The following is a 26,027-nucleotide window of genomic DNA, read 5'->3' on the forward strand; positions in this document are numbered from 1 at the left end:
TTAAAAAACAAATTTATTTTTTTACAATGGTAATTTTTCTTTCATTTTTTCAACGATATTAAAAGCTGCTGGACAAATTGCTACATTTTTTAAAGTTAAATCAGAAATTTGTTGAAACTTCTTTCTATCAGTATGAGGAAATTCACGACATGCTTTAGGTCGCACATCATAAATAAAACATTTATTCTCATTATCTAAAAAAGTACAAGGTACACTTTGCAAAACATAATCATTATCTTCATCTACCATTAAATATTGTTCAATAAACTGCTGTGGTTTCTGTCTTAAACTTTTAGAAATTCTTTCAATATCTGCAGAAGTAAATAATGGCCCCGTAGTTTTGCAACAATTAGCACATTCTAAACAATCCGTTTTCTTAAATTCGGCCTCATGCAAATCTTGCATTATATAATCTAAATTCTTTGGCGTACGTTTTTTTAGCTTATCGAAATATTTTTTATTTTCGTTATGCGTATCTTTGGCTAGTTTTCCGAGTTCGTTTAGTGGTGGTTTCAACATTAGATTTTGTTTCTACCACAAAATTAAACAACTTAGAAGATAAACCATTAAAAAAGAGGAAAGATTACTTTATTCCTAACAACAAAGACATGAAAGACCTTTTTGGAAAAGCCATTTTAGATTATCAGACCAATAATAATCCAGAAAATTTAATTACAGAAACCACAATTAGCGATGCCGATGAAATGAGTGTAGCTTATTTGTTTAGGGAATATAACGAAATGCCTAAGCTAGAAAAAAAAGCATTACAATTAGCTAAAGGAAAAGTTTTAGATGTAGGGTGCGGAGCTGGAAGCCATTCTTTATATCTTCAAAATAAAAAAAATACTGAAGTAACGTCTATAGATATTTCTACAAACGCTATTAGTGCTTGTAAATTGAGAGGTTTAAAAAATGTAGCGGTTGAAAATGTTTTAAATTATTCTTCAGAAAACAAATTTGACACCATTTTATTATTAATGAATGGAACAGGAATTTTTGAAAAAATAAACAAAATTAGCGAATACCTTAAAAAACTAAAGTCATTATTAAATAACAAAGGACAGATATTAATTGATTCATCAGACATTATTTATATGTTTGATCAAGATGATGAAGGTGCGTATGAAATCCCTGCAAATGGTTATTATGGTGAGTTACAATTTGACATTTCTTATAAAGGAGAAAAAGAAACCTCTTTTGACTGGCTATATTTAGATTACAACACACTACAAAACGCTGCGCATGCAAATGGTTTACAATGCGAATTAATCCTAGAAGGAGAACATTATGATTATTTGGCAAAACTAAGTTTATAGAAAAAATCCCGAATTCAAAAATAGAATTCGGGATTTTTTTTCATTATGAGCATATATTATTATTGCATATATTTCATCATAATACCTTGCAGTTCAACTCCCCATTCTTGACCAGCTACCATATTTTTTTTAGTTAACTCACCTGACTTCTCAGTTATTTTTTTACCAACAGGAGAATTATAAAACTTCAACATTTCTTTTATTTCAGCATGAGTATAAGTTTCCATGTAAACCTTTGCCATTTTATCGTATAAAGATGGTAAGGAAGCATCAAAATCTTTAGAAAACTCTACTCTCTTAGTTTCAGGTATACTTTGCATAACTTGATCTTTTGCTAATTCCATTTGTGCAGCAGAACCAGAAGCTTTTAACACTTTTAAAACATCTTCTTTAAAAGCATCTTGTGCCATTCCTAATTGAGCAATAAGCATTATCGCTACTGCTAAAAATAATTTTTTCATAATTAATTTAGTTTATAGTTTTTAAGGTATATTCAGATATTTGTGTGTTTGCAAAGAGATTCTCCATTTTGGATTATTCATTACATAGTCAATAATTAAAGGAGTCATTTCTTCTTTCTTACTCCATTCTGGTTGCAAAAACAAAATAGCATTTTTATTTGTTTTGGCTGCTTGCTCTTCTGCGAATTGAAAATCGTGTTTATTATAAACAATCACTTTTAATTCATTTGCAATATCATAAGCGCTTTGAACAGGTAATTTCATTTTTTTTGGAGACAAACAAAACCAATCCCAATTTCCTGTAACCGAATAAGCCCCCGAAGTTTCAATATGAACTTTCATTCCAGCCTGTTTCAACTTAGCTGTAATTAAAGACATGTCCCATGTTAATGGTTCTCCTCCAGTTATCACAACAGTTTCAGCATATTTCTTTGCATTAGCTACAATAACATCTGTAGCAGTTGGAGGATGTAAATCTGCATTCCAACTTTCTTTAACATCGCACCAATGACAACCTACATCGCAACCACCTATTCTTATAAAATAAGCTGCTGTTCCTGTATGAAACCCTTCTCCTTGAATAGTATAAAACTCTTCCATTAAAGGCAACATTTCGCCTTTATCCACTGCTAATTGAACTTCTTTTTGTAACATACTTGAAAATAAAATAGTCTGTAAAGATACGACAACCAACTTAGAACTCAGAAATTAGAACTCAGAAAATTAAAAAAATTAAAAAGAATACTTGAGATTCTAAATATTGAAGTTGAAGTTGATTTTTGAAATTCGAATTTATTTTTATTACTTTTGAGTTCAAATCATACGTAAAATGAGCAAAACAGAAGCATTTAGTAAACATATAGCAGAAGGATATACTTGTAAGGGAGATTTTATAACACTTGGTGGCGCTATATTAGATGGAGAACCCGTTCCAAACACTCATGTAAACATTCCTTTAAAAACTTTAAATCGTCATGGTTTAATTGCTGGTGCTACGGGTACTGGAAAGACGAAAACCATACAGGTTTTATCTGAACAATTATCGCAAAATGGAATTCCAGTATTAATGATGGACATTAAAGGTGATTTTTCTGGTATTGCCGTTCCTGGAGAAGAAAAACCTTTTATAACAGATCGACACGCAAAGATTACCCTTCCTTATGAAACAAAAGGCTTTCCTGTTGAACTAATGACTATTTCTGAACAAAATGGTGTTCGTTTACGCGCGACAGTTTCCGAATTTGGTCCTGTTTTATTTTCTAGAATATTAGATCTTAATGATACGCAATCTGGAGTTGTTTCTGTAGTATTTAAGTATTGTGATGACAACAACATTCCTCTTCTTGATTTGAAAGATTTTAAGAAAGTATTACAATATTCAACTGAAGAAGGCAAAGAGCTTTTTACTTCAGAATATGGTAGAATTTCCACAGCTTCTACTGGTTCAATTTTAAGAAAAACTATAGAGTTAGAGCAACAAGGCGCTGATTTATTTTTTGGAGAAAAATCTTTTGAAATAGACGATTTAATGCGTATTGATGAGAACGGAAATGGCTATATCAACATAATACGATTGACTGACATTCAGGACAGACCGAAACTATTCTCTACATTTATGTTAAGCTTATTAGCCGAAATATACAACACCATGCCAGAGCAAGGTGATGCTGAAAGACCAGAATTAGTCATTTTTATTGATGAAGCCCATTTGATATTTGACCAAGCAAGTAAAGCCTTGCAAGATCAAATTGAAACAATAGTGAAATTAATCCGTTCAAAAGGAATTGGTGTTTATTTCATTACTCAAAATCCTATGGATGTCCCTAGTAGTGTTTTAGCACAATTAGGATTAAAAATACAACATGCGCTGCGTGCATTTACGGCAAATGATAGAAAAGCAATTAAAGAGACTGCTCAAAACTATCCTATCTCTGACTACTACAAAACAGATGAAGTATTGACTTCACTTGGAATTGGAGAAGCATTTGTAACTGCATTGAACGAAAAGGGAATTCCAACTCCTTTAGCTGCAACAATGTTGAGAGCGCCAATGAGCAGAATGGATGTTTTAACAGAGACAGAAATAAATAATTCTATTGCTAAATCTAAATTAGCAAAAAAATATAATGAAGTAATTGATAGAGAAAGTGCTTATGAAATTTTAAATAAAAAAATTGAAGAAGCTCAAGAAATTGCAACAAAAGAAGAAGCTAAAAAAGAGAAAGAAAAAGAAGCTAAAAAAAGTAGCTCATCCAGAAGTAGTTCAACATCAAATACGATTACAAAAGGAGTTGTAAAAGTATTAACAAGTGCTACTTTTATTAGAGGTGCTATGGGTGTTTTAATGAAAATGTTTAAGAAATAATTCGCTAATAAAAAAATGCAAAGAGTTAAATTTATTGAACTAGGCTTTAAAAAAAACTTAGACACATTAATTGTGTGCCTTGGAATTCTATGTTTGGTTATAGGGCTAACAAGTTTATTCCTATTTCCTTCAAGCAAATTATCAGGTCTATCTGGATTTTCTGCTGTGTTGGTTACGTTTCCTCAATTTAAAAGTTTTTTCTATAAAAAACACATCGTATGGAACAAAGTGGGTGGTAACATAAAGATTAACACCAAGAGTAAACATTTTCTTTTTTCAGACATAGAGAATGTAGTATTTGAAAACGAAAAATTAGTTCTAAATCGCAAAAACAAATCTGAAATGGATTTTTCGCTAAGTGACATTCATGCAGATGACATTAGTAAATTAAAAGAAATATTTAACAACAAACAATTGAAGTAGACTCTGAGATTACTCCGTACTTCACAATGACATAACAATGAAAAAATACTTTATACAAAAATCTCCATTTGTGGTTCCAACAACAGATGGGAAATTAATTAAAGAACATCACGGTATTCCAACAACTGGAAATATAGCCATTTCAATCGCCCACATGATTGCTCCTCCAAAATGGAGTGAACCATTTCAAACACCCGAATTTGAAGAATATACCTATATCATTTCTGGTAAAAAGCAATTTATCATTGAAGGAGAAACTATAATTTTGGAAGCAGGACAATCCATAAAAATTGAAGCGAATACTAGAGTACAATATTCGAATCCTTTTGATTTACCTTGTGAATATATCGCAATATGCAAACCCGCTTTTGATTTTAACAAAGTGCATCGTGAGGAGATTTAATTATCAGTGTTCGGATGTCAGTATTAACCCGACGAAAGATAACAGATAAAAGATGATAGACTTATCTACTTTGTGTCAATAGATTAAGTTATTTCTGTTTATCGTTATATTGCCGTGCCTTTAATAATTCGTTTTCAAAATAATTAAAATGAAACAACTTAAAAATATTATTTTTATTTCTAGTTCATTATTATTACTCTCTATTTTCGTGATTTATTACTTACTCACTAATTATAATATAGATTCGAAAAAGGTTGAAGCACAAAAATTAGAAGAGATAATTAGCAAAAAAGAATCTAAATTATTCGAAAAAGGAAAAACAATTTTTATAGGTGATTGTAAAGTATGTCATGTAATGAAATACCATGGGCATAATTTTTTAAATGGTATTTTTAAACGGGTTGATTCGTCATACTTTAAATTTTACATTACAAAACAAGATTCTTTATTAAAAAGCAATGATAAATATGCTTTAGAAACAAAAAAGAATTTTGGCAATAATGGTATGATTCATTCATTTAAATATAACAATGAAGAAATAAAAGCACTACTTGATTATTTAAAATAACACCAAAATACTGTTTCATACTTTCTAGAACAATGTCTTTACTCTTTTTTGACAGGAATATATTTTTCTCTAATATCTCTTCCTTCTTTAATGTATAAACTATCAGGATATTTCAGAACGAAATTTTTTTCTGCAATTTTCCATAAGGAATCCAGAAATGTTTTTCCGTATCTTTTTTCTATTTCGCCCTTCATTAAATCTTGATAACAATAAAGATTAAAAGAAGCTACTGAGATACAAGGACGATAATATCTTTTTGATTGTATACCATGCTTCTTTAATAGTTCAGCAAGTTCTTCATGCTCATAATATGCGTATGGATTAAAATAAGTCAATTGATTATTTGCAATATCTTTTATTGCCTTTTTTGTCTGATTTCCGCAAAATGTATCAACAACTTTCACTTTCACATTTTTATCTTTCATCCACAACTTCAAATATTCGTCTTGGTTATAAACTACTTTACCATTATTATCATTTTCTTTACACGAAAGAAAAACAAGTAAAAGAAGTACTATTTTAAAGTCTAATTTCATTTTAAGTATCGTTTACCTATTCATTTTTCATATCCTTCAACAATACAAAAGCAAAATAAGCCACAATTCCGCCTCCCAAAACAATGCAAATCCACATAAACAATTGGGTTTGCCAAAATGGTTTTTCTTTCGTATTTATTTTATCATCTACTACCTTTTGAAAATTAATTATTTTCGCTTCAGGCAAATTATAAATCGAATCTGATATAAAATTAATTAAATCGTAAGATGGTTTTGAATAAGTTGAATCAATGAAAACTTCATAATTTTGATTAGCATTTAACTTTGAAATTAAATATACTGGTTTTTGCAATAAATGAATGTTTTCAATTTCTAAAGCTTGATTGTCATTATTCTCAATTTCAATTATCAGCTCTTTTTCCTTCAAATCATCAAAGTAAAAGACTGAATTGTTTTTAGAATTAAGTTGAAAAGTCGAAATCACTTCTTCATGTTTTTCTGTTCTCTTCTTAATTTTTCGTTCTCTATTGACAATTAATTTCGCATCACGAACATACAATTCGGTTTTTATATTAAAGGAAATCGCATCAATCTGATAATTTTTATCCAGTGGAAACACAATTTGCGTAACTTTTCTTTGATTATTTTCTACAGTCGTATAGGTAAGCCCTTCAATTTCTATAAGTTCTTGCGATAAAAAATGATGTTTGTATTGACCAATATCTAAAATATTAATTGGCAATGTGATTTTATCGTTACAATCAATTTTCAAATACTTATAACTATTTACAGGAAAAGAAATTGATTTTTCTACTGTTGTAGCTGCTGTAGCATTCATATCTGTCAATCGTTGATTTTCTACTAAACCAAACCAATCTTCTTTATCGTTGCTTCCACTAATAGAATAATATTTAGATATAGATGTGTTTGCGATCTTTAATGAAATCTGATTTAGCTTACTATTACTTTTATTTTCAACTACAATAGAAGTTATTGAGTCTTTAATAATATTTCTTGAAACAATTTCAAAAGGAACGTAAGTCGACCACGATTTATCAGAATCAAAAGCGATAACATATGGAATTTCATTTTGTTTTCCATCTTTAATTCTTAGAAAACCTAAATTCTCACTTGCTGATGCTCTAATTTCAGGATTAATAACAATTTGATGCAAACCATCTTCTTTAATTTTTTGTATTGCACCTTTATAATTTTGGGCAAACCCAAATAAAAAACTAAATAATAAGAATAAACTACTAAACTTCTTCATCTGAACTTGATTTTGGACTTTCATCAACGACTAATTTTTTTATTTTTTGGTACACAAACGAGATGATTAAAATTAGAACTCCTAAAAGTATAAAAGCAATGATTTTTCCAGTTTCTGAAACATTTTTAATATCGTAGATAAATAATTTCAAAATGGTTATACCTAACAAGGAAAGTGCAATAATTCGTAAGTTTTTCCATTGCTTTTTGATACCAATGATTAGGAACACAAAAGAGAATAAACCCCAAAGAATAGGATAGCCAATTTTTATAATTTGACGTTTTACATCGTCTAATTTAAACGCTATAAACGTCTCTTTTTTATATTGAATTGTATAATCATCTGTTGTCTTTGGAAACTTCTCGTTCAATTCTGCAATGCTACTATTATCTATAGAATATGATAAACCATGAATCATTATTTCGTTACTCAATATGTATACAATTGCGAAAACAAATAGCCAAGGGACAAATTTATTTTTTAAAATCTCAATTTTAGGCTCTATCGTTATTCTTCTGAATAAATTATATCCAAAATAAATCAAACATATTAAGATAACATAATGGAAATAAAGCGCATAATTAGTATTTGAATTATGCATTAAATTTTGAATTATTTCGCGATTAGGTAGACTATAAAAAGACATTATATAGACTACGATAGAAAACACAGCAACGGTTGAGACAGTAATTGTTAGTAATTCGTGTTTTTTATTGGTAACGATGAACAATAACAAAGCTACAAACATAAAATGATAGGCAACAACAAACGATTCTGCTGATGCTACATTAGCAATTAACTGATAGGCTTGATATTGAATTTCTAGAAAGCCTAATGCATAAGTCAATAAAAGAGCTGAAACTAGAACAATCTGTTTATACTGCTTTATATCTAAACCTATATTTACATCGTCTTCTTTTTTTAGTAGAACATAAGTTAGGTAAAACGATACACAAACTACGAATCCTGAAATAAACAATGGATTAATAATAATTGACAAAGTTTCGCTTGGTAAACCATACTTCGTCCAATCTAAAACCAAACTAATAAAAGTAAGTACCTGAACAATTATTGCTCCTAACTTAAAACGCCTAATTTTAGATTTTTGAGACAACCAGAATAATAAAACTGCTTCTGCTGCCCAGAATATCGTAATTTGATTTCCTTCAAACTGAATTGGAATGGTAAGCGTTACGAAAGTTAAAGAAAGCCCAATTAGTAAATAGATTGCGTTTTTATCCAATCCGAATTTTTTATATAGAATAACAGCATAAATTACATTATAGAAAGCTAACAACAAGGTAAATAAACCTTTAAAGTCTATTCCCCAATTATGTATTATTCCCATTCCCATTCCGAAGAAAAAGAATGTATTAGCTACAAGAATAAAATATTCAATAACTGAAAAAGTTCCTTTATTTCTAATGTTATTTAACACAACTATTACACTAAAAATAAAATAAAATATTGTTGCAAAAGCAATTGCTCCTGCATGAGGCAATTTGTTATCATATAACTCATTCGTATACCAAGAAGCAAACAATATTGAAGTGAATAAGAATGCTAAAACAGTAACTACTTTCCATTTTTTAAAATAAGCTATTCCGAGTATACCTACATTTAAAATTGCAATATAAGTGAGCAAAACCACATAATTACCAGAACCAGTACTTACCATAAAAGGAACTGCAAAACCACCAATGAGAGACAAAACAGCCAATTCTTGTCTATTATAAGACACCGAAACCAATGTACTAAAAGCGGTAATAACAACCATTATAATAAAAGCAACAGTTTGACCAAACAAATGATAATCGTGAAAAGCAATAGAGATAGTAAAATAGAATATACTTATTGCTCCTGCAACAAGCACTGAACTAAAAGCTGCATAATTTTTCTTTAACTTATGAGCAATTACCATTACTAATGAACCACACAAGATTCCTATTCCAACACGAGCAGGTTTATTAATCCATTCTTTATCAATAGCAAATTTCACAAAGAAGCTAATCCCAAGAACGAGAATAAGAATACCAATTTTATTAATAAGATTTTCACCAATAAACTTCTCTAAATCAGGATTTTTTTCTTTAAATGTTTCAAACCACGATTTTTGAGGAACTGCAATTGGTCTTGGTACAACTGGTTTCTCAACAATTGGTCTTTGTTCAATTTTAGCTACAACCTCAATTGGTTTATCTGCTATAGGTTTTATTATTTCTGGTTGAACTTTTTCAACCTTAGGAATTGGAATCTCTTCAATTGGTTTTTCTACAATAATTGGCTTAACAGGTTTAACAACCTCTTTTTCTACAGCTTCATTTCTCTGACGCTGAATAGTATTCTGAGCTATTTCATCTTGAATACCTCGCAATTTATCATTCAACATAGATACAGTCTTCTGTAGGTCATTGAACTTTATATTTATATTATTATTTACAATGTATAAATACAAAATAATCCCAATTAGCAATATCGTCTCCATAGAAATATACATTTAAGTAACCTCAAATGTAGCTTTTTATTTTTTCCTATTGAAACTTTATTGATCTATTCTCTTAATAGCTGAAGTATTCTTTGTTCAATTGGTTCGGTTTCCCAAATCTCTTCGATACTCTCGATGGCTAATATTTCTTGCATAATTGCATCTTGTCTATCTCCAATAGCAAGTGCTTCAGAATAAGGTTGATGACTGAATGTTACTCTACTATACAAAGGAATCCATTTTTCTGGATGCCTCTCAGAAAACCATTTTTCAATTTTCTTTTGTAGCAAAAAATTAGCATCAGCTGTTTTCGTACTCATTTCTATAAAGTTACGATATGATAATTCAGCAATAGCATCAGTATTTGGTTTTCGAGAGTTTTGATATTCATTAAAAATAGTTTCCCAATCGTCACCATATTTTTCCATCAGCTCGTTTAGTACCGTAATGTCTTCAAAACCCGCATTCATACCATGTCCGTAGAAAGGAACAATTGCATGACAAGCATCACCAATTAAAGCTACTTTATCATTATGCGTCCAAGGAAAACATTTCATTGTGACTAAATAACTTTTGGGGTTTTTAAAGAAGTCTTCAACCAAATTAGGAATTACTTCTTTTGTTGACGGGAAATATTTAGCAAAGAAATCTACCAATTTCTCTTTAGTATCTAATTGCTCGAAAGAGTTTTCGCCTTTAAATGGCATAAATAGTGTACATGTAAAACTTCCATCAAGATTTGGAAGTGCAATAAGCATAAAATTACCTCTTGGCCAAATGTGTAGAGAACTTTTGTCTAATTTATGTGTTCCATCTGCATTTGAAGGTATATTTAATTCTTTATATCCAATTTCAAGAAAGTCTTGAGAATAATTGAACATACTTTGTCTTTGCATTCTATGACGCACTCTTGAGAAAGCACCATCTGAACCAAAAATCATATCATATTTATAATCAGTCCATTCTCCATGCTCTTCCTTACCAATATGCAACGTTGCATCACCAAGAGTAACATCCCAAACTTTGTGTTCGAAGAAAAATTCTACTCCTTTTTCTTCCGCTAAGTCAATCATTTTTCGATTTAAAACACCTCGCGACAAAGAATAAATTGACTCTCCTTCTTTTCCATACTTCTGATAATTTAAAGATTGATCCATCAAATGAATGGCTCTTTTTTCCATTGGAAGACCAATTTTTTTAATTTCTTGATCTACTCCAATAACTTCTAAAGCTTTCCAACCTCTATCTGACATAGCCAAATTAATACTTCTTCCTGAAAATTGTATCTTTCTAATGTCTGGACTTCTATCGTAAACATGAACTATGTGTCCTGCTTTTTTTAGATATATGGCCAATAAAGAACCTACTAATCCAGCACCTACAATGGCAATCTTTTTTTGGTTTTGCATGAAAAAACGCTATAAATATTGAAATACAAAAATACTAATTAATAAAACTTAACCCTATTAGAATCATAGTTTTTTACACCTGCTACTTTTCGACTATTTATCCTTCTTTAATTAATGCTTCAATTTCATCAATTTCTATAGGCATGTCAATAGATAAATTAATGCATCCGTTTTCAGTAATTACATAATCATTCTCTAATCGACATCCAATTCCTTCTTCTGAAATATAAATTCCAGGTTCGCAAGTAAGTACCATCCCCACTTCAAAAGGACGGGAATACAAACCAACATCATGCACATCTAAACCAAGATAATGAGCCGTTCCATGCATAAAATATTCTTTATAGGCTGGAAAATCTGGATTTTGATTTTTTATTTCTTCTGCTGTAATTAAACCCAACTGAATTAATTCAAATTCAACAAAATCAGCCATTTTCGCTTCGTAATCCTTTGGAAAAACTCCTGGTTTGAATAATTCCTCTCCTTTTTTAAGACAATTTAAAACCGATTGATATACTGCTCTTTGTCGTTCTGAAAATTTACCATTTACAGGAACACACCTCGTTGTATCTGAATTATAATTGGCGTAACAAACCCCAAAATCGACAAGAACCATTTCTCCATCTTTACAAACCTCTTTATTAAAGTTATAATGCAAAGCACACGCGTTTTTTCCAGAAGCTACAATTGGTTTAAAAGCATGTCGAGTTCCTCCACCTTTTACCATTTCATAAGTAAGCTCAGCCTCTAGTTCATATTCTTTTACATTTGGCTTTATAGTCTTCAACAAGCCTTTAAATCCTTTGATACTTATTGCAATTGCTTCTTGAATTATCTTAATTTCTTCAACAGATTTTACTGGCCTTAGTTGACGTGTAATTTTAGCCACTCTATCGTACTGATGCAATGGATATTTTTGCTTACACCAAGCAATCATTCTGTCTTGACGCGTTTCTATTTCTGAAGTTACTCTTTTGATATGTTCATTGTGCCCTAAATAAAACACATCCGATTCGAAAGCAAATAATTGAATTGTTTTTTCAAACTCATGTATCCATTTTACATTTTTGACTCCTGAAACATCAACAACTTCTTCTTTAGTTAAAAAATCTCCTTCCCATATTTTGGAATGCTCACTAACTTCTTTTACAAATAAAATCGCTCTATTTTCTTCTTTTATTGCATCTGGAAACAAAACTAATATTGTTTCATCTTGATCTATTCCAGACAAATAAAACAAATCATTATTTTGAGCAAACCCCATAACATCGTCTGCATTATTAGGCATTACATCATTTGATGTTAAAATAGCAATACTATTGGATTGCATTTTTTCACAAAATCTCTTTCTGTTTTCTACAAATAATGAAGTTGGTATTTTATTATATCTCATAACCATGAAAGTATTTCAGTTACAACAAATTTAGTTTTTTAGCATTAACTACTGAGTAATTATTCTTTGTTTTACAAAATTATTATTCTTTGTTATAATTATATGAAAACAAAAAAGAAGAACATTTAAAACATTCTTCTTTTTTATATAAAACCTAACTAATTTCTATTTCTTAAACTCAATTTTATCACCTACTTTCAATCCTTGTGATTTAGCAAAAACACCACACATTTGAAACAACATTCTTGCTCCTACATTTCCATCCCAATCATTTTCTCCTGGTGCTACTTCAACTAAATCGAAACCTATAATTTCTTTACCTGAATCCACTAATCTATTTAACAAATAAACTGCTTGTTCATACGAAAATCCACCAGGAACTGGAGTTCCTGTGTTTGGACAGTACAAAGCATCCATTCCATCAATATCAAAAGAAACACAAACTTTTTCAGGTAACGAACTGATAATTGAATCACATAAGTGTTGCCAAGTATTCCCTTCAAATAGTTGTTTTTTCATATCCAAATCGGTATGAACCAATACTCTCCCGTTTTCTTTATTTACCACATCTACTTCTTGTTCGCAAAAATCACGAATTCCAACTTGGACAATTTTAGAAATTTGCGGCAACTGTAAAGCATTATACATAATTGAAGCATGAGAATAAGTAAATCCTTCATACGCAATTCTTAAATCCATATGTGCATCTAAATGAAGAATTCCGAAATTATCATACTTAGAAGCTAATGCTTCATAATAACCTAAAGGAGTAGAATGATCCCCTCCAAGAAGTACCACTTTTTTCCCTTTATCCATCCAATATTTTACACGTTCTTTAACTTCTGTATGCAGTTCCCTACAAACTCTATTAATCCTATCTAAATCAGATTGTAAAACAGGAAACACTGATATATCTTCTCCATTTTCTAAAGCTTCAATTATTGGTTGTGCCAATTCTTTATATTTCCCTGAATTTTTAGCCCAATCTTCTGGAACTTCATCCATAAAAATCCCTAATTTCCATAATTCAGGAAAATCTTGATGCAATAAATCAACCTGAAAAGAGGCTTCCAAAATTGCTTCTGGTCCTTCTGACGCACCTGCACCGTAACTTACTGTAACTTCCCAAGGAACAGGTATTACAATGATTTCGGATTGTTCTGCTGAAAAAGGCAGTCCAAAAATTGTAGCATCAGCTAATCCCGGCTGGCTCGGATCAAAACTCTCTATGATTTGTTCTTTTGTCATTTTTCTTAATTTTAAACAAATATAAAAGCTAATATTTCACTTTAAAAGAAAAAAGCCGAAAAGTAATTATGAACATGCCCCAAAAAGTTAGACACTATTTGGGGCATTTTTTATGGAAAGAAAAGTCAAGTATTCTTATGCATTTAAGTTAGAATGTGTAGAATTAGTATTAAAGAAACATTATTCAAATTTATATGTTTCAAAGTTAAAAGGTCCAGACGAATCTAATATTCGTAAGTGGATTAGATTTTATAAAAGCTATGGAAAAGAGGGTTTATTACCCAGGAGAAATCAAAGTTATTCAGCTGATTTTAAGCTAAAAGTATTAAAAACTATAGAAAAGGAATCACTTTCATTAATAGATACTTGTTTAAAGTTTAATATTCCTGATTTAGCTATTATTGTAAAATGGAAAAAAGATTTTGTTAACTTTGGTTTTGAAGGACTACAACCAAAAATTAAAGGAAGACCAAGATCTATGAATTTTAAAAGCAAAAAAAGCAAATCAGCTAAGCCACTAACCAGAGAAGAAGAACTTCTTAAGGAAAATGAAGCATTACGTTGTGAGAATGATTATTTAAAAAAGTTACAAGCCTTAATTCAGGCGGAAGAAAGAGCCAACAAGCGCTAGTCATAATGGAATTAAGGCATAAATATGATTTAAAAGTACTTTTAAATTATACAAATATGGCAAGAAGTAGTTTTTATTATCATCAAAAACAAAGTAAATTAAGTGATAAATATAGAGTAGTTAAAGAACTGATTAAATCGATTTATCACAAACATAAAGGTCGTTATGGTTATCGAAGAGTAACTGATGAACTTCAAAATAAAGGAATAATTATTAATCATAAAACAGTTTTCAGGTTAATGAAATTATTAGGATTAAAAAGCGTCATTAGAGTTAAAAAGTATAGATCATATAAAGGAGAGCATGGTAAAATAGCTCCTAATATTTTAGAAAGAAATTTTAAAGCAACAGCACCAAATCAAAAATGGGCAACTGATGTTACCGAGTTTAATGTCTCTGGAAAGAAGCTATATTTATCACCGATAATTGACTTATTTAATCAAGAAATTATTAGTTATGAGTTAACAGAACGACCTGTATTTAATCAGGTAGTTATGATGCTTAAAAAAGCATTTAAGAAAATACCAAATAAGACTAATTTAATTTTACACTCTGACCAAGGTTGGCAATATCAAATGAAGCACTATCAATATTTATTGAAACAAAAAGGGATTACACAAAGTATGTCTAGAAAAGCAAATTGTTTAGACAATGCCATTATTGAAAACTTCTTTGGAATATTAAAATCAGAGCTGTTTTATCTAAAAAAATACAAGTCTATTGAAGAATTAAAAAAGGAGATAATAGAATATATAAGTTATTATAATAATGAAAGAATTAAATCAAATTTAAACAAAATGAGCCCGATAAAATATCGAGCTCATTATTATCAAAATTAATTATAAATTTGTCTAACCTTTTGGGTGCAGTCTATTACTTTTCGGCTTCCTATTTTATAAATTACTTTTGTTTTATTCTTTTACAAACTTAACAGAAACATTAGAATCTAAAAAGTTAATTGTATATACACCATTTGAAAGTTTAGAAACATTAAGCGTTGTTTCATTTCCAGATATTACACCGTTCATTACTACTTGACCTAACATATTATATACTTGAATTTTTTCTAAATTATCAAATTCTCCTTTTATCGTTATTGAAGAAGATGCAGGATTTGGATATAATAATATCTCTGAAGCCTTAATAAAGCCTTCATTACCAAGAGCAGCTTCTACTACTAGAGTAAAGTTACAATTAACAGATCCGTTTGCCGTCATTGTTATCGAATGAGAACCCACACCAACAGTTGTTCCAACAGCAGGACTTTGAGTAACAGTTGCATCACAATTTGAATTAATTGCATTAGTTAAACTTATAAAACTTGGCAAAACATAATTACCTGAACCATCCGCATTTACAGTTTGAGTTCCTGGGCAATTAATTGTTAAAGGAATTGCAGGCATAGTATAACCAACAGCAGAGAATTTCTCAGTCATTACCTTTACATCTGCACAGCTATAGTTCATATTTATCGCTGCTTGTCTTACAGCTATAGCTGCTTGATTTTGATTTGTAGAACTATTCGTTAATGCTAAACCTTCTAAAAATGCAGTATCTGTTTTAGCTCTTCCTAGCACATCCCAAATCTTCATTAATGTAGTCGACCAAATTTGTCCATCTGTATGCGGTCCTCCTCCAACAAGTCCTCCAGGATAAGTCGCACCATAATTAGTAGTTCTTCCTCCCCAACATTCATTATGACCATCCCAGTTAAACATCCAATGATAGGCAGCATCTGCAGGAGTCCATTGATTTAAGGATCTACTATTAGACTGCGCCCAATAATCACCACAACCTTCACTTAATCCATTCACTTGAGACAAACCTGAACCACCTGTCATCCAATCATGTAAACCATGACCTAATTCATGCCATATTACATCTCCATCTTCTCCGTCATCTACACATCCTTCACCAAAAGACAAATCATTACCAGCACCAGAATATCTTGAATTATCAGCTCCATTAAAACCAGAAGGATCAAACCATAAAACTCCAGAATGTAAATAAGGACGACAATTTACACCTAACGTTTCATTGATGTACCTCATGTTATTATCCAAATGATAAAACACATTAGCTGCTTCAAACCCATCTTGATTTCTATTAAACAGAAAGTTTGGTGTTGATTGTGTAAAAAGACCTTTATTAGGCGCTTCAATATCTTTTATTTCAACATATGAACTTTTTAATTTATATGTACCTGATAAAACTTCAATTTCAGGAAGATTAACAGTTACTCTTGCTGCATCTAAAGATGCATTTGTTGCATCATTTCCATCAACATATTGACCTCCATAAGGTACTGCTGTAGCTGATAAAGGATCAGATAAAAAAACCATTGCAGTACCTGTAGTAAATGCAAAAGCATTATTTTTTTCTACAGTTGAAAATACTTTTTTTTTCTTTTTTTCTACTTTATTCACAAAATCATGCGTATGATCTTCTTTACATTCTTTCCCGCATCTAATAGAAACATCTTTAACGCTTATAACTTCAGAAGTTTTAGCATCAATCAAAACTTCCCAACTACCAACTAAATCTTCTGCGTGAGTAATTGTTCTATAAACTAATTTAGTTACTCCGTCAAAATCATAGACATATAACTTAGTTTCTTGCAACGTAACTGCACCATTATAGTTTAAGTTATCATCGGTAATTGCTATCACTTTTTCTTTTGTTACAGTAGGACTTGTATCAATCAACTGTATATCTTTTTTATAACTATTTGAAGTAAAAGCAACTTCATTTTTGTTATTAAAATTAACAATAAATTCTGATTCAAAAACAGGTACCTCATTTAACATTTGCTGAAATCTCAATGTTTCTCCTGCTTTTCCTTTTCTAACAAAATGCAATTTAAACCCATGTTTAGGATTTATTTGAAATTCTTCCGCATGCGATTTAATGTATTCTAACGCTATCGTTTCATTTTTTGATTCTTGTGCATTTACTTCAAACAGTATACCTGCAAGAAACAACACAACTAATAGTACTTTTGTTTTCATAATTAATTAAATGTTTGAAAACAAATATATTAAAATTTTAACACAAAAACATGTTTAGTCGTTATTTTAATCACAAATACCTCTTTTCAATATTTGCCCAAAATTATAAATATCTTCAAAAGACGTATACAAAGGCACAGGTGCTAAACGAATAACATTGGGTTCTCTCCAATCTGTAACAACTCCATTCTTCATTAAAAAGTGAAAAAGTTCTTTACCTTGACCATGCAAATAAACGGACAACTGACAGCCTCTCTCTTCTTGACTAACCGGAGTTATAACTTCAAATTCTGCTCCTTCAATCTCTTTATCTATTTCATGAAGTATAAATTCTAAATAACTAGTAATTAAGTTTCTTTTTTTTATAATTTTCTTCATTCCTACTTCAGCAAACATTTCTACAGAAGCCAAATATGGAGCCAATGACAATACTGGCAGATTACTAATTTGCCACCCATTTGCACCTTGAACAGGATCAAATTGTGGCTCCATTAGAAAACGCCTTTCTTTATTATGACCATACCAACCAGCAAAACGAGATAATTCTTTATCATTATGGTGTGCCTCATGAACAAAAAAACCTGAAACATTACCTGGTCCTGAGTTCATATATTTATAACTACACCAAGCTGCAAAATCCACTTTCCACTCATTTAGTTTCAACTCAATATTTCCAGCAGCATGTGCTAAATCCCAACCAACGTAAGCACCGACTTTATGTCCTTCTTCAGTGATTCTCTGAATATCAAACACTTGTCCTGTATAATAATTCACACCTCCTATAAGAACCAACGCTAATTCCTCTCCAATTTCATTTATTTTCTCTAAAACATCTTCAATTCTTATATTATTTTCTCCTTCTCTTCTTTTTATTTCAACTATCGCCTCTTTCGGATCAAACCCAACGTTTTTAGCATGAAAATCTACTTGTGTTTGAAACATATATTGATCAGATGGAAATGCTTTTTCTTCACATATAATCTTATATTTTTTCATTGATGGACGATAAAAAGAAACCATCAGTAAATGAAGATTAACTGTTAATGTATTCATTACACCAACTTCTGTAGGTTTACCTCCTACAATCTCGCTTAAAGGTTGACAAAAACGCTCATGATAGTCCCACCAGGGTTTATCTGCATAAAAATGTCCTTCAACCGCTAAACTTGCCCAATCCTCCATCACTTCATCTACATATTCCTTAGCTTTTTTTGGCTGTAACCCAAGAGAATTCCCCGTAAAGTAAATTACATCTTTATCATTAATTTGAGGAAAACTAAATTCATTTCTGTATTTCTTTAATTCATCAGATCTATCTAGTTCTTGAGCAAATTCTTTTGTATTTTGAAAATTCATATTGTAGCTGTTTTTTATGAAAGGTAAAAATACATTTTTTTAAGGAAAGAGAAAACTTGCAAATAAACAGTATCCTATTTTAGGTTTAAAAGCAAAAAACTCACCATTTCTGATGAGTTTTTTGCTTTTAATTAACTTAAAGAGAACTACTAATTAGATAATCAGCATTGCATCTCCATAAGAATAGAATTTGTATTTTTCTTCAATTGCTTCAGCATAAGCCTTCTTCATCAAATCGTGTCCACAGAAAGCAGAAACCATCATTAGCAAAGTTGATCTAGGTATATGAAAATTAGTAATCATACAATCTGCAATACTAAAATCATAAGGAGGATAAATAAATTTATTTGTCCAACCTGTAAATGGGTTTAAAGTTCTTTGTGAAGAAACTGTACTTTCCATTGCACGCATTGAAGTAGTTCCTACGCAACAAATTTTCTTCTTTTTCACTTTAGCTTGATTTACTATATCACATGTTTCTTGAGAAATTGACATTTCTTCAGAATCCATTTTATGTTTCGACAAATCTTCTACTTCTACAGGATTAAAAGTACCTAAACCAACATGTAAAGTCACTTCCGCAAAATCAACACCTTTAATTTCTAAACGCTTCAATAAATGCTTAGAAAAATGAAGCCCTGCAGTTGGTGCAGCAACAGCTCCTTCTACTTTAGCATAAATAGTCTGATAACGCTCTGCATCTTCAGGTGTAACTTCTCTATTAATAAATTTAGGAATTGGAGTTTCTCCTAACTCAACTAATTTTTCTCTAAACTCTTCATAAGATCCATCATATAAGAAACGTAATGTTCTACCACGTGAAGTTGTATTGTCTATTACTTCAGCCACTAATGCGTCATCATCTCCAAAATACAATTTATTTCCAATTCTTATTTTACGAGCAGGATCTACCAATACATCCCATAAGCGTTGTTCTGCATTTAATTCTCTCAACAAGAAAACCTCAATACGGGCACCAGTTTTTTCTTTATTACCATATAATCGAGCAGGAAAAACTTTTGTATTATTTAAGACCATTACATCTCCATCATCGAAATAGTCAATAACATCCTTAAACATTTTATGTTCAATAGTTCCAGCTTTACGATTAATAACCATTAATCGAGATTCATCTCTGTTTTCAGCAGGAAACTCTGCCAATAATTCTTCTGGTAAATTAAAATTGAAATGTGATAATTTCATATATAAATTTAGATTTTAGAAGTTCTAGTTTAGAAAATATTCCTAAACTCATAAACGTTTGCAAATATACGACTGTAAGATAGGCGTTGTCAAGTAAATAATGAATTATTTTAATATTTCCAACATTTATAACGTTTCTTCAAACTGAAAACCGATATTTTTTAAATCATTCCAAAAATCTGGAAATGATTTTGAAACCACTTCTGCTTCTTCAATTACAATAGGAACTCTTAAAGCTAGTGGCGCAAAAGCCATTGCCATTCTATGATCTTGATATGTTACAATACTTGTATTACTTTTAATAATAAAGTTTGACAGACTAGTTTCTAATATTAAACTATCATTTGTCACATTAATAATTGCGCCTAATTTTGTTAGCTCTACCTTTAAAGCTTCTAATCTATCTGTTTCCTTAATTTTCAATGTATGTAGTCCTTTTAAGCAACATCCTAACCCTAACCCAAAGCAAGTTACAACTATTGTTTGAGCAATATCTGGTGAAGATTGCAAATCGAATTCAACAAATTGCTTATTGGTCTTTTTAATTTTAGTTATAACGATACTATTATCAACAAAAGTAGTTTCGACTCCAAAGTCTGCATAAATCTCGACAAGAGAAGAATCGCCTTGTAGACTATTTTTTTTATAACTTGTTAAACTTATTTGAGTTCCAATTTCTGACAGTGCAACAATTGAATAAAAATAGGAAGCAGAAGACCAATCAGACTCTACAATCAATTCAATATCCTCAACTTCATTTTTAGGCATTACACTTATAATATTATTTTCAAAAGAAGTTTTTACTCCTATTTCATTTAACAAAGCTAATGTCATATTAATATAAGGAACTGAGGTAATCTTACCTTCCAGTATTAATTTTAGTCCATTCTCCAACTTTGGTGCAATTAAAAGCAGGGCAGAAATATATTGACTACTTACATCCGCTTTAAGAACCACTTCGTTCTTAGCTATTCTTTTACCTTGAATTTTAATTGGCGGATAACCTTCGTTGTTTTCATAGGAAATAACTACATCAAGTTGTTTTAATGCTTCTACTAATATTTTTATTGGTCGTTCTTGCATTCGGTTAGAACCCGTTAAAACAATTTCTTGCCCCTCCTGAATTGAAAAATATGCAGTTAAAAAACGCATAGCAGTTCCTGCATGATGAATATCTTTCAATGTACTACTATTCGATAATGCGTTATGCATCATATCAGAGTCGTCAGAATTTGAAATATTTTGCAATTTCAAATTAGGATATAATGCCTTTAAAAGCAATAATCTATTTGTCTCCGATTTTGACCCCGTTACTACAATCGTTGATTGTTTATTTGTAACTGATCTTTTTAAATCTATATTCATTATTTAGAAACTATTTTCAATCCTACAATGGAAAGTATTAAGGTTGATAAAAAAAACATTCGCCAAAAATATGCTGGCTCTTTAAATACAAATATTCCAACAAGAACACTACCAACAGCACCTATACCTGTCCACACTGCGTATGCTGTCCCGATAGGTAATTCTTTAGTAACTTTCACCAACAAAATCATACTTATTGTTAGACATATAAAAAAGCCTAAGTACCAAAATACAGCAATTTTCCCAGAAGATTCTTTTGCTTTACCCAAACAGGCAGCAAAACCAACTTCAAAAAGCCCAGCAACAACTAGTAGAATCCAATTCAATTTATTTTAATTTTTCATTATTATGATGACGATCATGATCTCGTTTTGTTTTATAATCCAATTTTTTATCAAAAGCTGCCTGCAAATCCACACCTGTCTGGTTAGCTAAGCACATAACCACAAAAACGACATCTGCTAATTCTTCTCCTAAATCTTTATTTTTATCTGATTCTTTTTCTGATTGTTCTCCGTAACGTCGAGCAATAATCCTAGCCACCTCACCTACTTCTTCTGTAAGTTGTGCCATATTAGTTAATTCATTAAAATAACGAACACCATGTTCTTTAATCCAGTTATCAACTTCGAGTTGAGCATTTTTAATATCCATGTTCTATTCTTTTATTAAAATTATTTTTTCGGCTTGTTTTTCAATCATCATTTTAAAGAAACTTTTCAAAAATTCATAATTACTAGCTGGTATAATCGATGTATTAATTTCATAATTCACCGCTAATTGTATTTTTCCTTGCTTTTCAGAAATCACATAATTAAATCCTCCGTAATTATTATCTAAAATAATGTTTGCTGCTTCGGGCAAATACTCCACTACATATCCTTCTGGAATATTTATTGTAAATACATACGAATCTTTAAAAGGAAAATTGAAGTCGATTGGGTATTTTCTTGTTTCAAGTTTAAAAGGATTTTCATTTAGTTTAAAGAACATCATTGGTGAGAAATACAATTTACCACCTATATTTTCGACATTCTTATTGTCGACAAAACTGAATGTTTCTACAATCTTTTGCGACAAATTTTCAACATTATCAATTTTATATTCAGAAATATTAATTTCATCAAAATCATCATTCAATTTATCTATGTAACTTTCCTTATCTACATTAAAATATTTATCTCTATAAACAAATGCATTATAATCTGAAATTTGTTTTCTAACTTTTCCTTTAATGTCTCCATTAGCATTAATATCACACAACAACATTATACTTTTAATAGACTTCATTTTAGGCATTAAATCTACTAAAGTTGAAGATCGATTATCTCTAATTAATCTCCCGAACCAATTCAAATCTCTAATTGGTAATACATTTGGTAAAGAATATTTATTTGTAGCATCAAAAAGCACTAAGTTATCTTGTAATTCAACACCTGTAATAACATAATTAAACGCAGACCTACTTGGAAAAATTGGCACTCCATTTGATCTTGTGCTCACTAAAATTGGATTCGCTTCAACACCTGCATACCTCAACATAGATGTTAGCATTAAATTAATTTCTGCAACATTTCCAACCTTATCCACATATGCTTTCCTTACTCCGTTATCACACAAATAACCATATCCATTATTCCAATTCATTCTGTTCTTTACATATTCAAAAATCAGAATTATTTTTTCCTTTTGATCAACTATTCCTGTCAATAATTCATCAATCTCTTTTTTATAATAATCATTTCTAGACAATTCATTCCCAAAACCTTCATAATTCATTATTGTCTTTGCCACAGACTCCCAATCGGAAGAATAGTTAACGATGGCTTCATAGGGCAAATTAACAGAGGATAATTCATGATAAATAGCTGAAACGTAATTTTCAATATTATTAACAAACTTTTCATCTTTCATTGCTGGAACATTTGATAAAAAATAGGATGCAAAATATTCTTTATATTCAACTTCATAACTTTCTCTTTCAAAATTAGAGCCACCCGATCTCCTATTATCCTTCGTATATCGACCAGTAAAAGTTTTCATCTTCGTGTCGGAATCAACTACTGGCACTAACTCTCCTTTAAACTGATTATTATATAAAAAATATTCAGGAATATAGGTCTTAAATGAAGAGTATTTTACTGGAATTGAATATTGAAAATTCCAAATCGGAAAAGTAGAATAGTTTGGTGATTTAATAGTATATTTATATTCGATTATAGAACCAACTTTTACATTTGGCATGACAATTTTCTTTTGAGACCAATATTTGTTAATCTTCTCATCAAACTCACCATCATTTCTTAATTTCGTTTTTTCAATTTTCCCATTTTCTAAATTATAGGTTATTGCTTTCGAAAAAGAAACTCTCTCTTCATTTTTTCCAACAGTATAATATTTTACGGTTTTATTCGCCCAATCTAAACCTTCTTTAGAGTAGATTTTTATTTTTTTTTCTACTTCTGTTATAATATTAAACCCTGAACTCATATCATACTGAAAATAGGTTTTCCCGTTTTCAAACAAGACTACAGCTTCCGCATTTGGATCATTTGAGTATTTCACTTCTTGTAATTCTTCAATTGTTACTTCTCCCAATTCATAATTTTGAGAAAAAACTAAACCTGAAAAAAATAGTCCAAATAAAACAAACACACGTAAAAAATTAAACTTCATATTCTATTATTTCTTTATTAAAATTATTTTTTCAGTCTGTTTTTCTATCATTATTTTAAAAAAATTCTTTAACGTAGCATAATTTTGTGAAGGCACATAAAAAGCATTTACATTAAAATTGACAAGCATTTGAATAGATTTTTCAGAGCTAGAAACATTATACCTAAAAACACCATATCCATTTTCCATTAATAAACTTGATGCTTCTGGCAAAAATTCAACTTCATAGCCATCTGGAATAGTTAACGAAACATTATAAGAATCTTTGAAAGGAAAATGAAAATCTACTGGATACTTCCTTTCATCAACTTTAAATGGATTTTCATTTAAAGTAAAAAACATTAAAGGCGATATGTACATTTTATTTCCTATAATTTCTACAGAATTATTTTCTACAAAAGAATATGTTTCTACAACTGGTTTCTCAACTTCCTTTAGATTATCTACTTTGTACTCACCGATTTCAACACTTTTATATCTATTCTCTAATTTTTCAATATAGCTATCTTCTGAAACCTCACTATAGTTATCTCTATGTAATAGTGAATTATAACGCGTCAATTGTCTTCTTAATTTCCCTTCTATTTTTCCATCAGCATTAATTTTTCCTAAAATAATCACATTCTCATTAGAGTGTGAAACATCCAGTAGATCTATCTCATTTGAACTTCCTCTTTCTCTTACTATTCTCCCGTACCAATTTACCGCTCTAAGCGGCAACATTCCAACTGTCAGGTTTTTATTAGTAGCGTCTAACAATATTACATCGTCCTGAACTTCTATACCTGCTACCACATAATTAAATGCTGTGCGGTTAGGATAAAGTGCTATCCCGTTTTTTCTTGTACTTACTAGAATTGGGTTCGCTTCTATACCTGCTTCTTTAAGCATTGCAATTAAAATAAGATTTATTTCCGCTACATTACCTGTCTTGTTTTTATACGCTTTCCTTACTCCATCCTTTGTAAAAACCCCATTATTATCATTCCAAGTCATCTTATTTTGAACAAACTTATAAATTGCTTGAATTTTCTCTTTATCTGTCGCTAATCCTTCAATAATAATTTTTAAATCGTCTTCAAAATAAGACTTACTCTTTAATTCTTTACCAAATCTATCATCATCATAAATTGTCTTAACTACACCATCCCAATCTAAGGCAATATTATCTACTGGTTCACCTGGATATGAAATAGAGACTAACTCATTTTTTAAAATAGAAGTATAGTTTTTTATATTGGTAACGAAATTTTCCTCTTTTAAAGCTGGAACATTTTCTATTGTGTACGTATATTTTTGCTGCGGAAAACTCCCTGTAGAGATAGCAACATCTTCCACACTCACACTTTCATAACCTGTAATAACCGTTCTGTATTTAAAATATTTAGGAACGTATACGCTATATTCAACATGATTTACTGGAATTTCACTTTGAAAATACCAGTCATCAAATTTTACTATAAAAGGAGACCTTAAAGTGTACGAATATTCAATTATGGAACCTTCCTTAACTTGAGGCATCGTTATTTTCTTTACTTTATTATCTTCATTTATTTCTTCCTTAAACTCACCATCTGATTTCAATTTTGTCTTTTCAATTTTCCCATCAACTAAGTTATAAGTTACAGCATTTTTAAAACGCAATGTCTCCTCTCTTGCTCCACCAACATAATAATATACCTCTTGATTCGCATTATCCAGACCTTCTTTCTTATATATTTTAATTTTATAATCTACATCGGTTACAAGAGTCCATTCTCCAGAACTATTTATTTCAAATTTACTCTCTCCTTTTTTGAAGAGAATGGCAGCAGCAGCAGATGAATCTATCGGATGACGCTTTTCTTTTAATTCTTCTATTGTTACTTTTCCCAATTTATAATCTTGAGAAAACAAATTCGAAGTAATAAGACCAATTATTATGATCAATTTTAAATGATTTAACTTCAT

The 26,027-nt window shown here is 30.3% G+C and carries 23 protein-coding genes; 6 read left to right on the forward strand and 17 right to left on the reverse strand.

The window, feature by feature from the left end:
- Positions 1-21: 21 nt before the first annotated feature.
- Entirely contained in the window at positions 22-516 is a 495-nt protein-coding gene (locus L2Z92_RS04130) for a YkgJ family cysteine cluster protein (RefSeq protein ID WP_236458817.1), read from the reverse strand.
- A gap of 92 nt (positions 517-608) precedes the next feature.
- Between L2Z92_RS04130 and L2Z92_RS04135 the strand changes: the two genes are divergently transcribed.
- Positions 609-1,316, forward strand: a complete 708-nt coding sequence (locus tag L2Z92_RS04135; protein WP_236457580.1) for a class I SAM-dependent methyltransferase — start codon at positions 609-611, stop codon at positions 1,314-1,316.
- Positions 1,317-1,375: 59 nt separating this feature from the next.
- Here the strand turns inward: L2Z92_RS04135 and L2Z92_RS04140 are convergent, their stop codons facing one another.
- Both L2Z92_RS04140 and L2Z92_RS04145 read right to left on the reverse strand, forming a co-directional pair.
- Positions 1,376-1,777 (reverse strand): DUF2059 domain-containing protein, encoded by a 402-nt coding sequence (locus L2Z92_RS04140; protein WP_236457581.1) that lies wholly within the window; start codon positions 1,775-1,777, stop codon positions 1,376-1,378.
- A gap of 21 nt (positions 1,778-1,798) precedes the next feature.
- Positions 1,799-2,431, reverse strand: coding sequence for a 7-carboxy-7-deazaguanine synthase QueE (locus tag L2Z92_RS04145; protein WP_236457582.1), 633 nt, complete (start codon positions 2,429-2,431; stop codon positions 1,799-1,801).
- A gap of 175 nt (positions 2,432-2,606) precedes the next feature.
- On the opposite strand from L2Z92_RS04145, the gene L2Z92_RS04150 reads away from it, so the two are divergent.
- The 4 genes from L2Z92_RS04150 (at position 2,607) to L2Z92_RS04165 (ending at position 5,536) form a co-directional block, all read left to right on the forward strand.
- Positions 2,607-4,142 (forward strand): helicase HerA-like domain-containing protein, encoded by a 1,536-nt coding sequence (locus tag L2Z92_RS04150; RefSeq protein WP_236457583.1) that lies wholly within the window; start codon positions 2,607-2,609, stop codon positions 4,140-4,142.
- 15 nt (positions 4,143-4,157) lie between these two features.
- Positions 4,158-4,565, forward strand: a complete 408-nt coding sequence (locus L2Z92_RS04155) for a hypothetical protein (RefSeq protein WP_236457584.1) — start codon at positions 4,158-4,160, stop codon at positions 4,563-4,565.
- A 37-nt stretch (positions 4,566-4,602) separates the two neighbouring features.
- On the forward strand, positions 4,603-4,968 hold the full coding sequence (locus tag L2Z92_RS04160) for a cupin domain-containing protein (RefSeq protein WP_236457585.1): 366 nt from the start codon (positions 4,603-4,605) through the stop codon (positions 4,966-4,968).
- A gap of 148 nt (positions 4,969-5,116) precedes the next feature.
- A complete protein-coding gene (locus tag L2Z92_RS04165; protein WP_236457586.1) occupies positions 5,117-5,536 on the forward strand; it encodes a c-type cytochrome in 420 nt (139 codons plus the stop codon).
- A gap of 38 nt (positions 5,537-5,574) precedes the next feature.
- Here L2Z92_RS04165 and L2Z92_RS04170 read toward each other — a convergent pair whose 3' ends face one another.
- The 6 genes from L2Z92_RS04170 to L2Z92_RS04195 all read right to left on the reverse strand — a co-directional run bounded on the left by L2Z92_RS04170 (position 5,575) and on the right by L2Z92_RS04195 (position 13,838).
- A complete protein-coding gene (locus tag L2Z92_RS04170; protein ID WP_236457587.1) occupies positions 5,575-6,072 on the reverse strand; it encodes a hypothetical protein in 498 nt (165 codons plus the stop codon).
- 16 nt (positions 6,073-6,088) lie between these two features.
- Positions 6,089-7,303 (reverse strand): hypothetical protein, encoded by a 1,215-nt coding sequence (locus L2Z92_RS04175; RefSeq protein WP_236457588.1) that lies wholly within the window; start codon positions 7,301-7,303, stop codon positions 6,089-6,091.
- Positions 7,290-9,788: a DUF2339 domain-containing protein gene (locus L2Z92_RS04180; protein ID WP_236457589.1), complete on the reverse strand. Its 2,499-nt coding sequence runs from the start codon at positions 9,786-9,788 to the stop codon at positions 7,290-7,292. The genes L2Z92_RS04175 and L2Z92_RS04180 overlap by 14 nt, the downstream gene beginning before the upstream one ends.
- Positions 9,789-9,853: 65 nt before the next feature.
- Positions 9,854-11,197: an FAD-dependent oxidoreductase gene (locus tag L2Z92_RS04185; protein ID WP_236457590.1), complete on the reverse strand. Its 1,344-nt coding sequence runs from the start codon at positions 11,195-11,197 to the stop codon at positions 9,854-9,856.
- Positions 11,198-11,294: 97 nt separating this feature from the next.
- Entirely contained in the window at positions 11,295-12,590 is a 1,296-nt protein-coding gene (locus L2Z92_RS04190; protein WP_236457591.1) for an aminopeptidase P N-terminal domain-containing protein, read from the reverse strand.
- Positions 12,591-12,755: 165 nt separating this feature from the next.
- A complete protein-coding gene (locus L2Z92_RS04195) occupies positions 12,756-13,838 on the reverse strand; it encodes an agmatinase family protein (protein ID WP_236457592.1) in 1,083 nt (360 codons plus the stop codon).
- Positions 13,839-13,950: 112 nt separating this feature from the next.
- Here L2Z92_RS04195 and L2Z92_RS21455 point away from each other — a divergent pair.
- A protein-coding gene (locus L2Z92_RS21455) for an IS3 family transposase (RefSeq protein WP_407647538.1) occupies positions 13,951-15,308 on the forward strand; the annotation gives its coding sequence in 2 pieces (ribosomal slippage) (positions 13,951-14,431 and positions 14,431-15,308; 1,359 coding nt in all).
- Positions 15,309-15,380: 72 nt separating this feature from the next.
- Here L2Z92_RS21455 and L2Z92_RS04210 read toward each other — a convergent pair.
- The 8 genes from L2Z92_RS04210 to L2Z92_RS04245 form a co-directional block, all read right to left on the reverse strand.
- Positions 15,381-17,477 carry a T9SS type A sorting domain-containing protein gene (locus L2Z92_RS04210; RefSeq protein WP_236457593.1) on the reverse strand — a complete coding sequence of 699 codons (2,097 nt, stop codon included), beginning with the start codon at positions 17,475-17,477 and terminating at the stop codon, positions 15,381-15,383.
- Positions 17,478-17,543: 66 nt separating this feature from the next.
- Positions 17,544-18,833, reverse strand: a complete 1,290-nt coding sequence (kynU, locus tag L2Z92_RS04215) for a kynureninase (RefSeq protein ID WP_236457594.1) — start codon at positions 18,831-18,833, stop codon at positions 17,544-17,546.
- 153 nt (positions 18,834-18,986) lie between these two features.
- Positions 18,987-20,036: a tRNA preQ1(34) S-adenosylmethionine ribosyltransferase-isomerase QueA gene (gene queA / locus L2Z92_RS04220; RefSeq protein ID WP_236457595.1), complete on the reverse strand. Its 1,050-nt coding sequence runs from the start codon at positions 20,034-20,036 to the stop codon at positions 18,987-18,989.
- A 126-nt stretch (positions 20,037-20,162) separates the two neighbouring features.
- Positions 20,163-21,401 (reverse strand): 3-phosphoshikimate 1-carboxyvinyltransferase, encoded by a 1,239-nt coding sequence (locus L2Z92_RS04225; RefSeq protein ID WP_236457596.1) that lies wholly within the window; start codon positions 21,399-21,401, stop codon positions 20,163-20,165.
- Entirely contained in the window at positions 21,401-21,727 is a 327-nt protein-coding gene (locus tag L2Z92_RS04230; protein ID WP_236457597.1) for a DMT family transporter, read from the reverse strand. Before L2Z92_RS04230 ends, L2Z92_RS04225 begins: the two co-directional genes overlap by 1 nt.
- Before the next feature lies 1 nt (position 21,728).
- The gene (locus L2Z92_RS04235) at positions 21,729-22,055 is read right to left on the reverse strand and encodes a nucleotide pyrophosphohydrolase (RefSeq protein ID WP_236457598.1); all 327 of its coding nucleotides are present in this window, start codon (positions 22,053-22,055) and stop codon (positions 21,729-21,731) included.
- A 3-nt stretch (positions 22,056-22,058) separates the two neighbouring features.
- Positions 22,059-24,077, reverse strand: coding sequence for a DUF3857 domain-containing protein (locus tag L2Z92_RS04240; RefSeq protein WP_236457599.1), 2,019 nt, complete (start codon positions 24,075-24,077; stop codon positions 22,059-22,061).
- Positions 24,078-24,083: 6 nt separating this feature from the next.
- The gene (locus tag L2Z92_RS04245; RefSeq protein ID WP_236457600.1) at positions 24,084-26,027 is read right to left on the reverse strand and encodes a DUF3857 and transglutaminase domain-containing protein; all 1,944 of its coding nucleotides are present in this window, start codon (positions 26,025-26,027) and stop codon (positions 24,084-24,086) included.

This window comes from Flavobacterium jumunjinense (assembly GCF_021650975.2).
Taxonomy (GTDB): domain Bacteria; phylum Bacteroidota; class Bacteroidia; order Flavobacteriales; family Flavobacteriaceae; genus Flavobacterium; species Flavobacterium jumunjinense.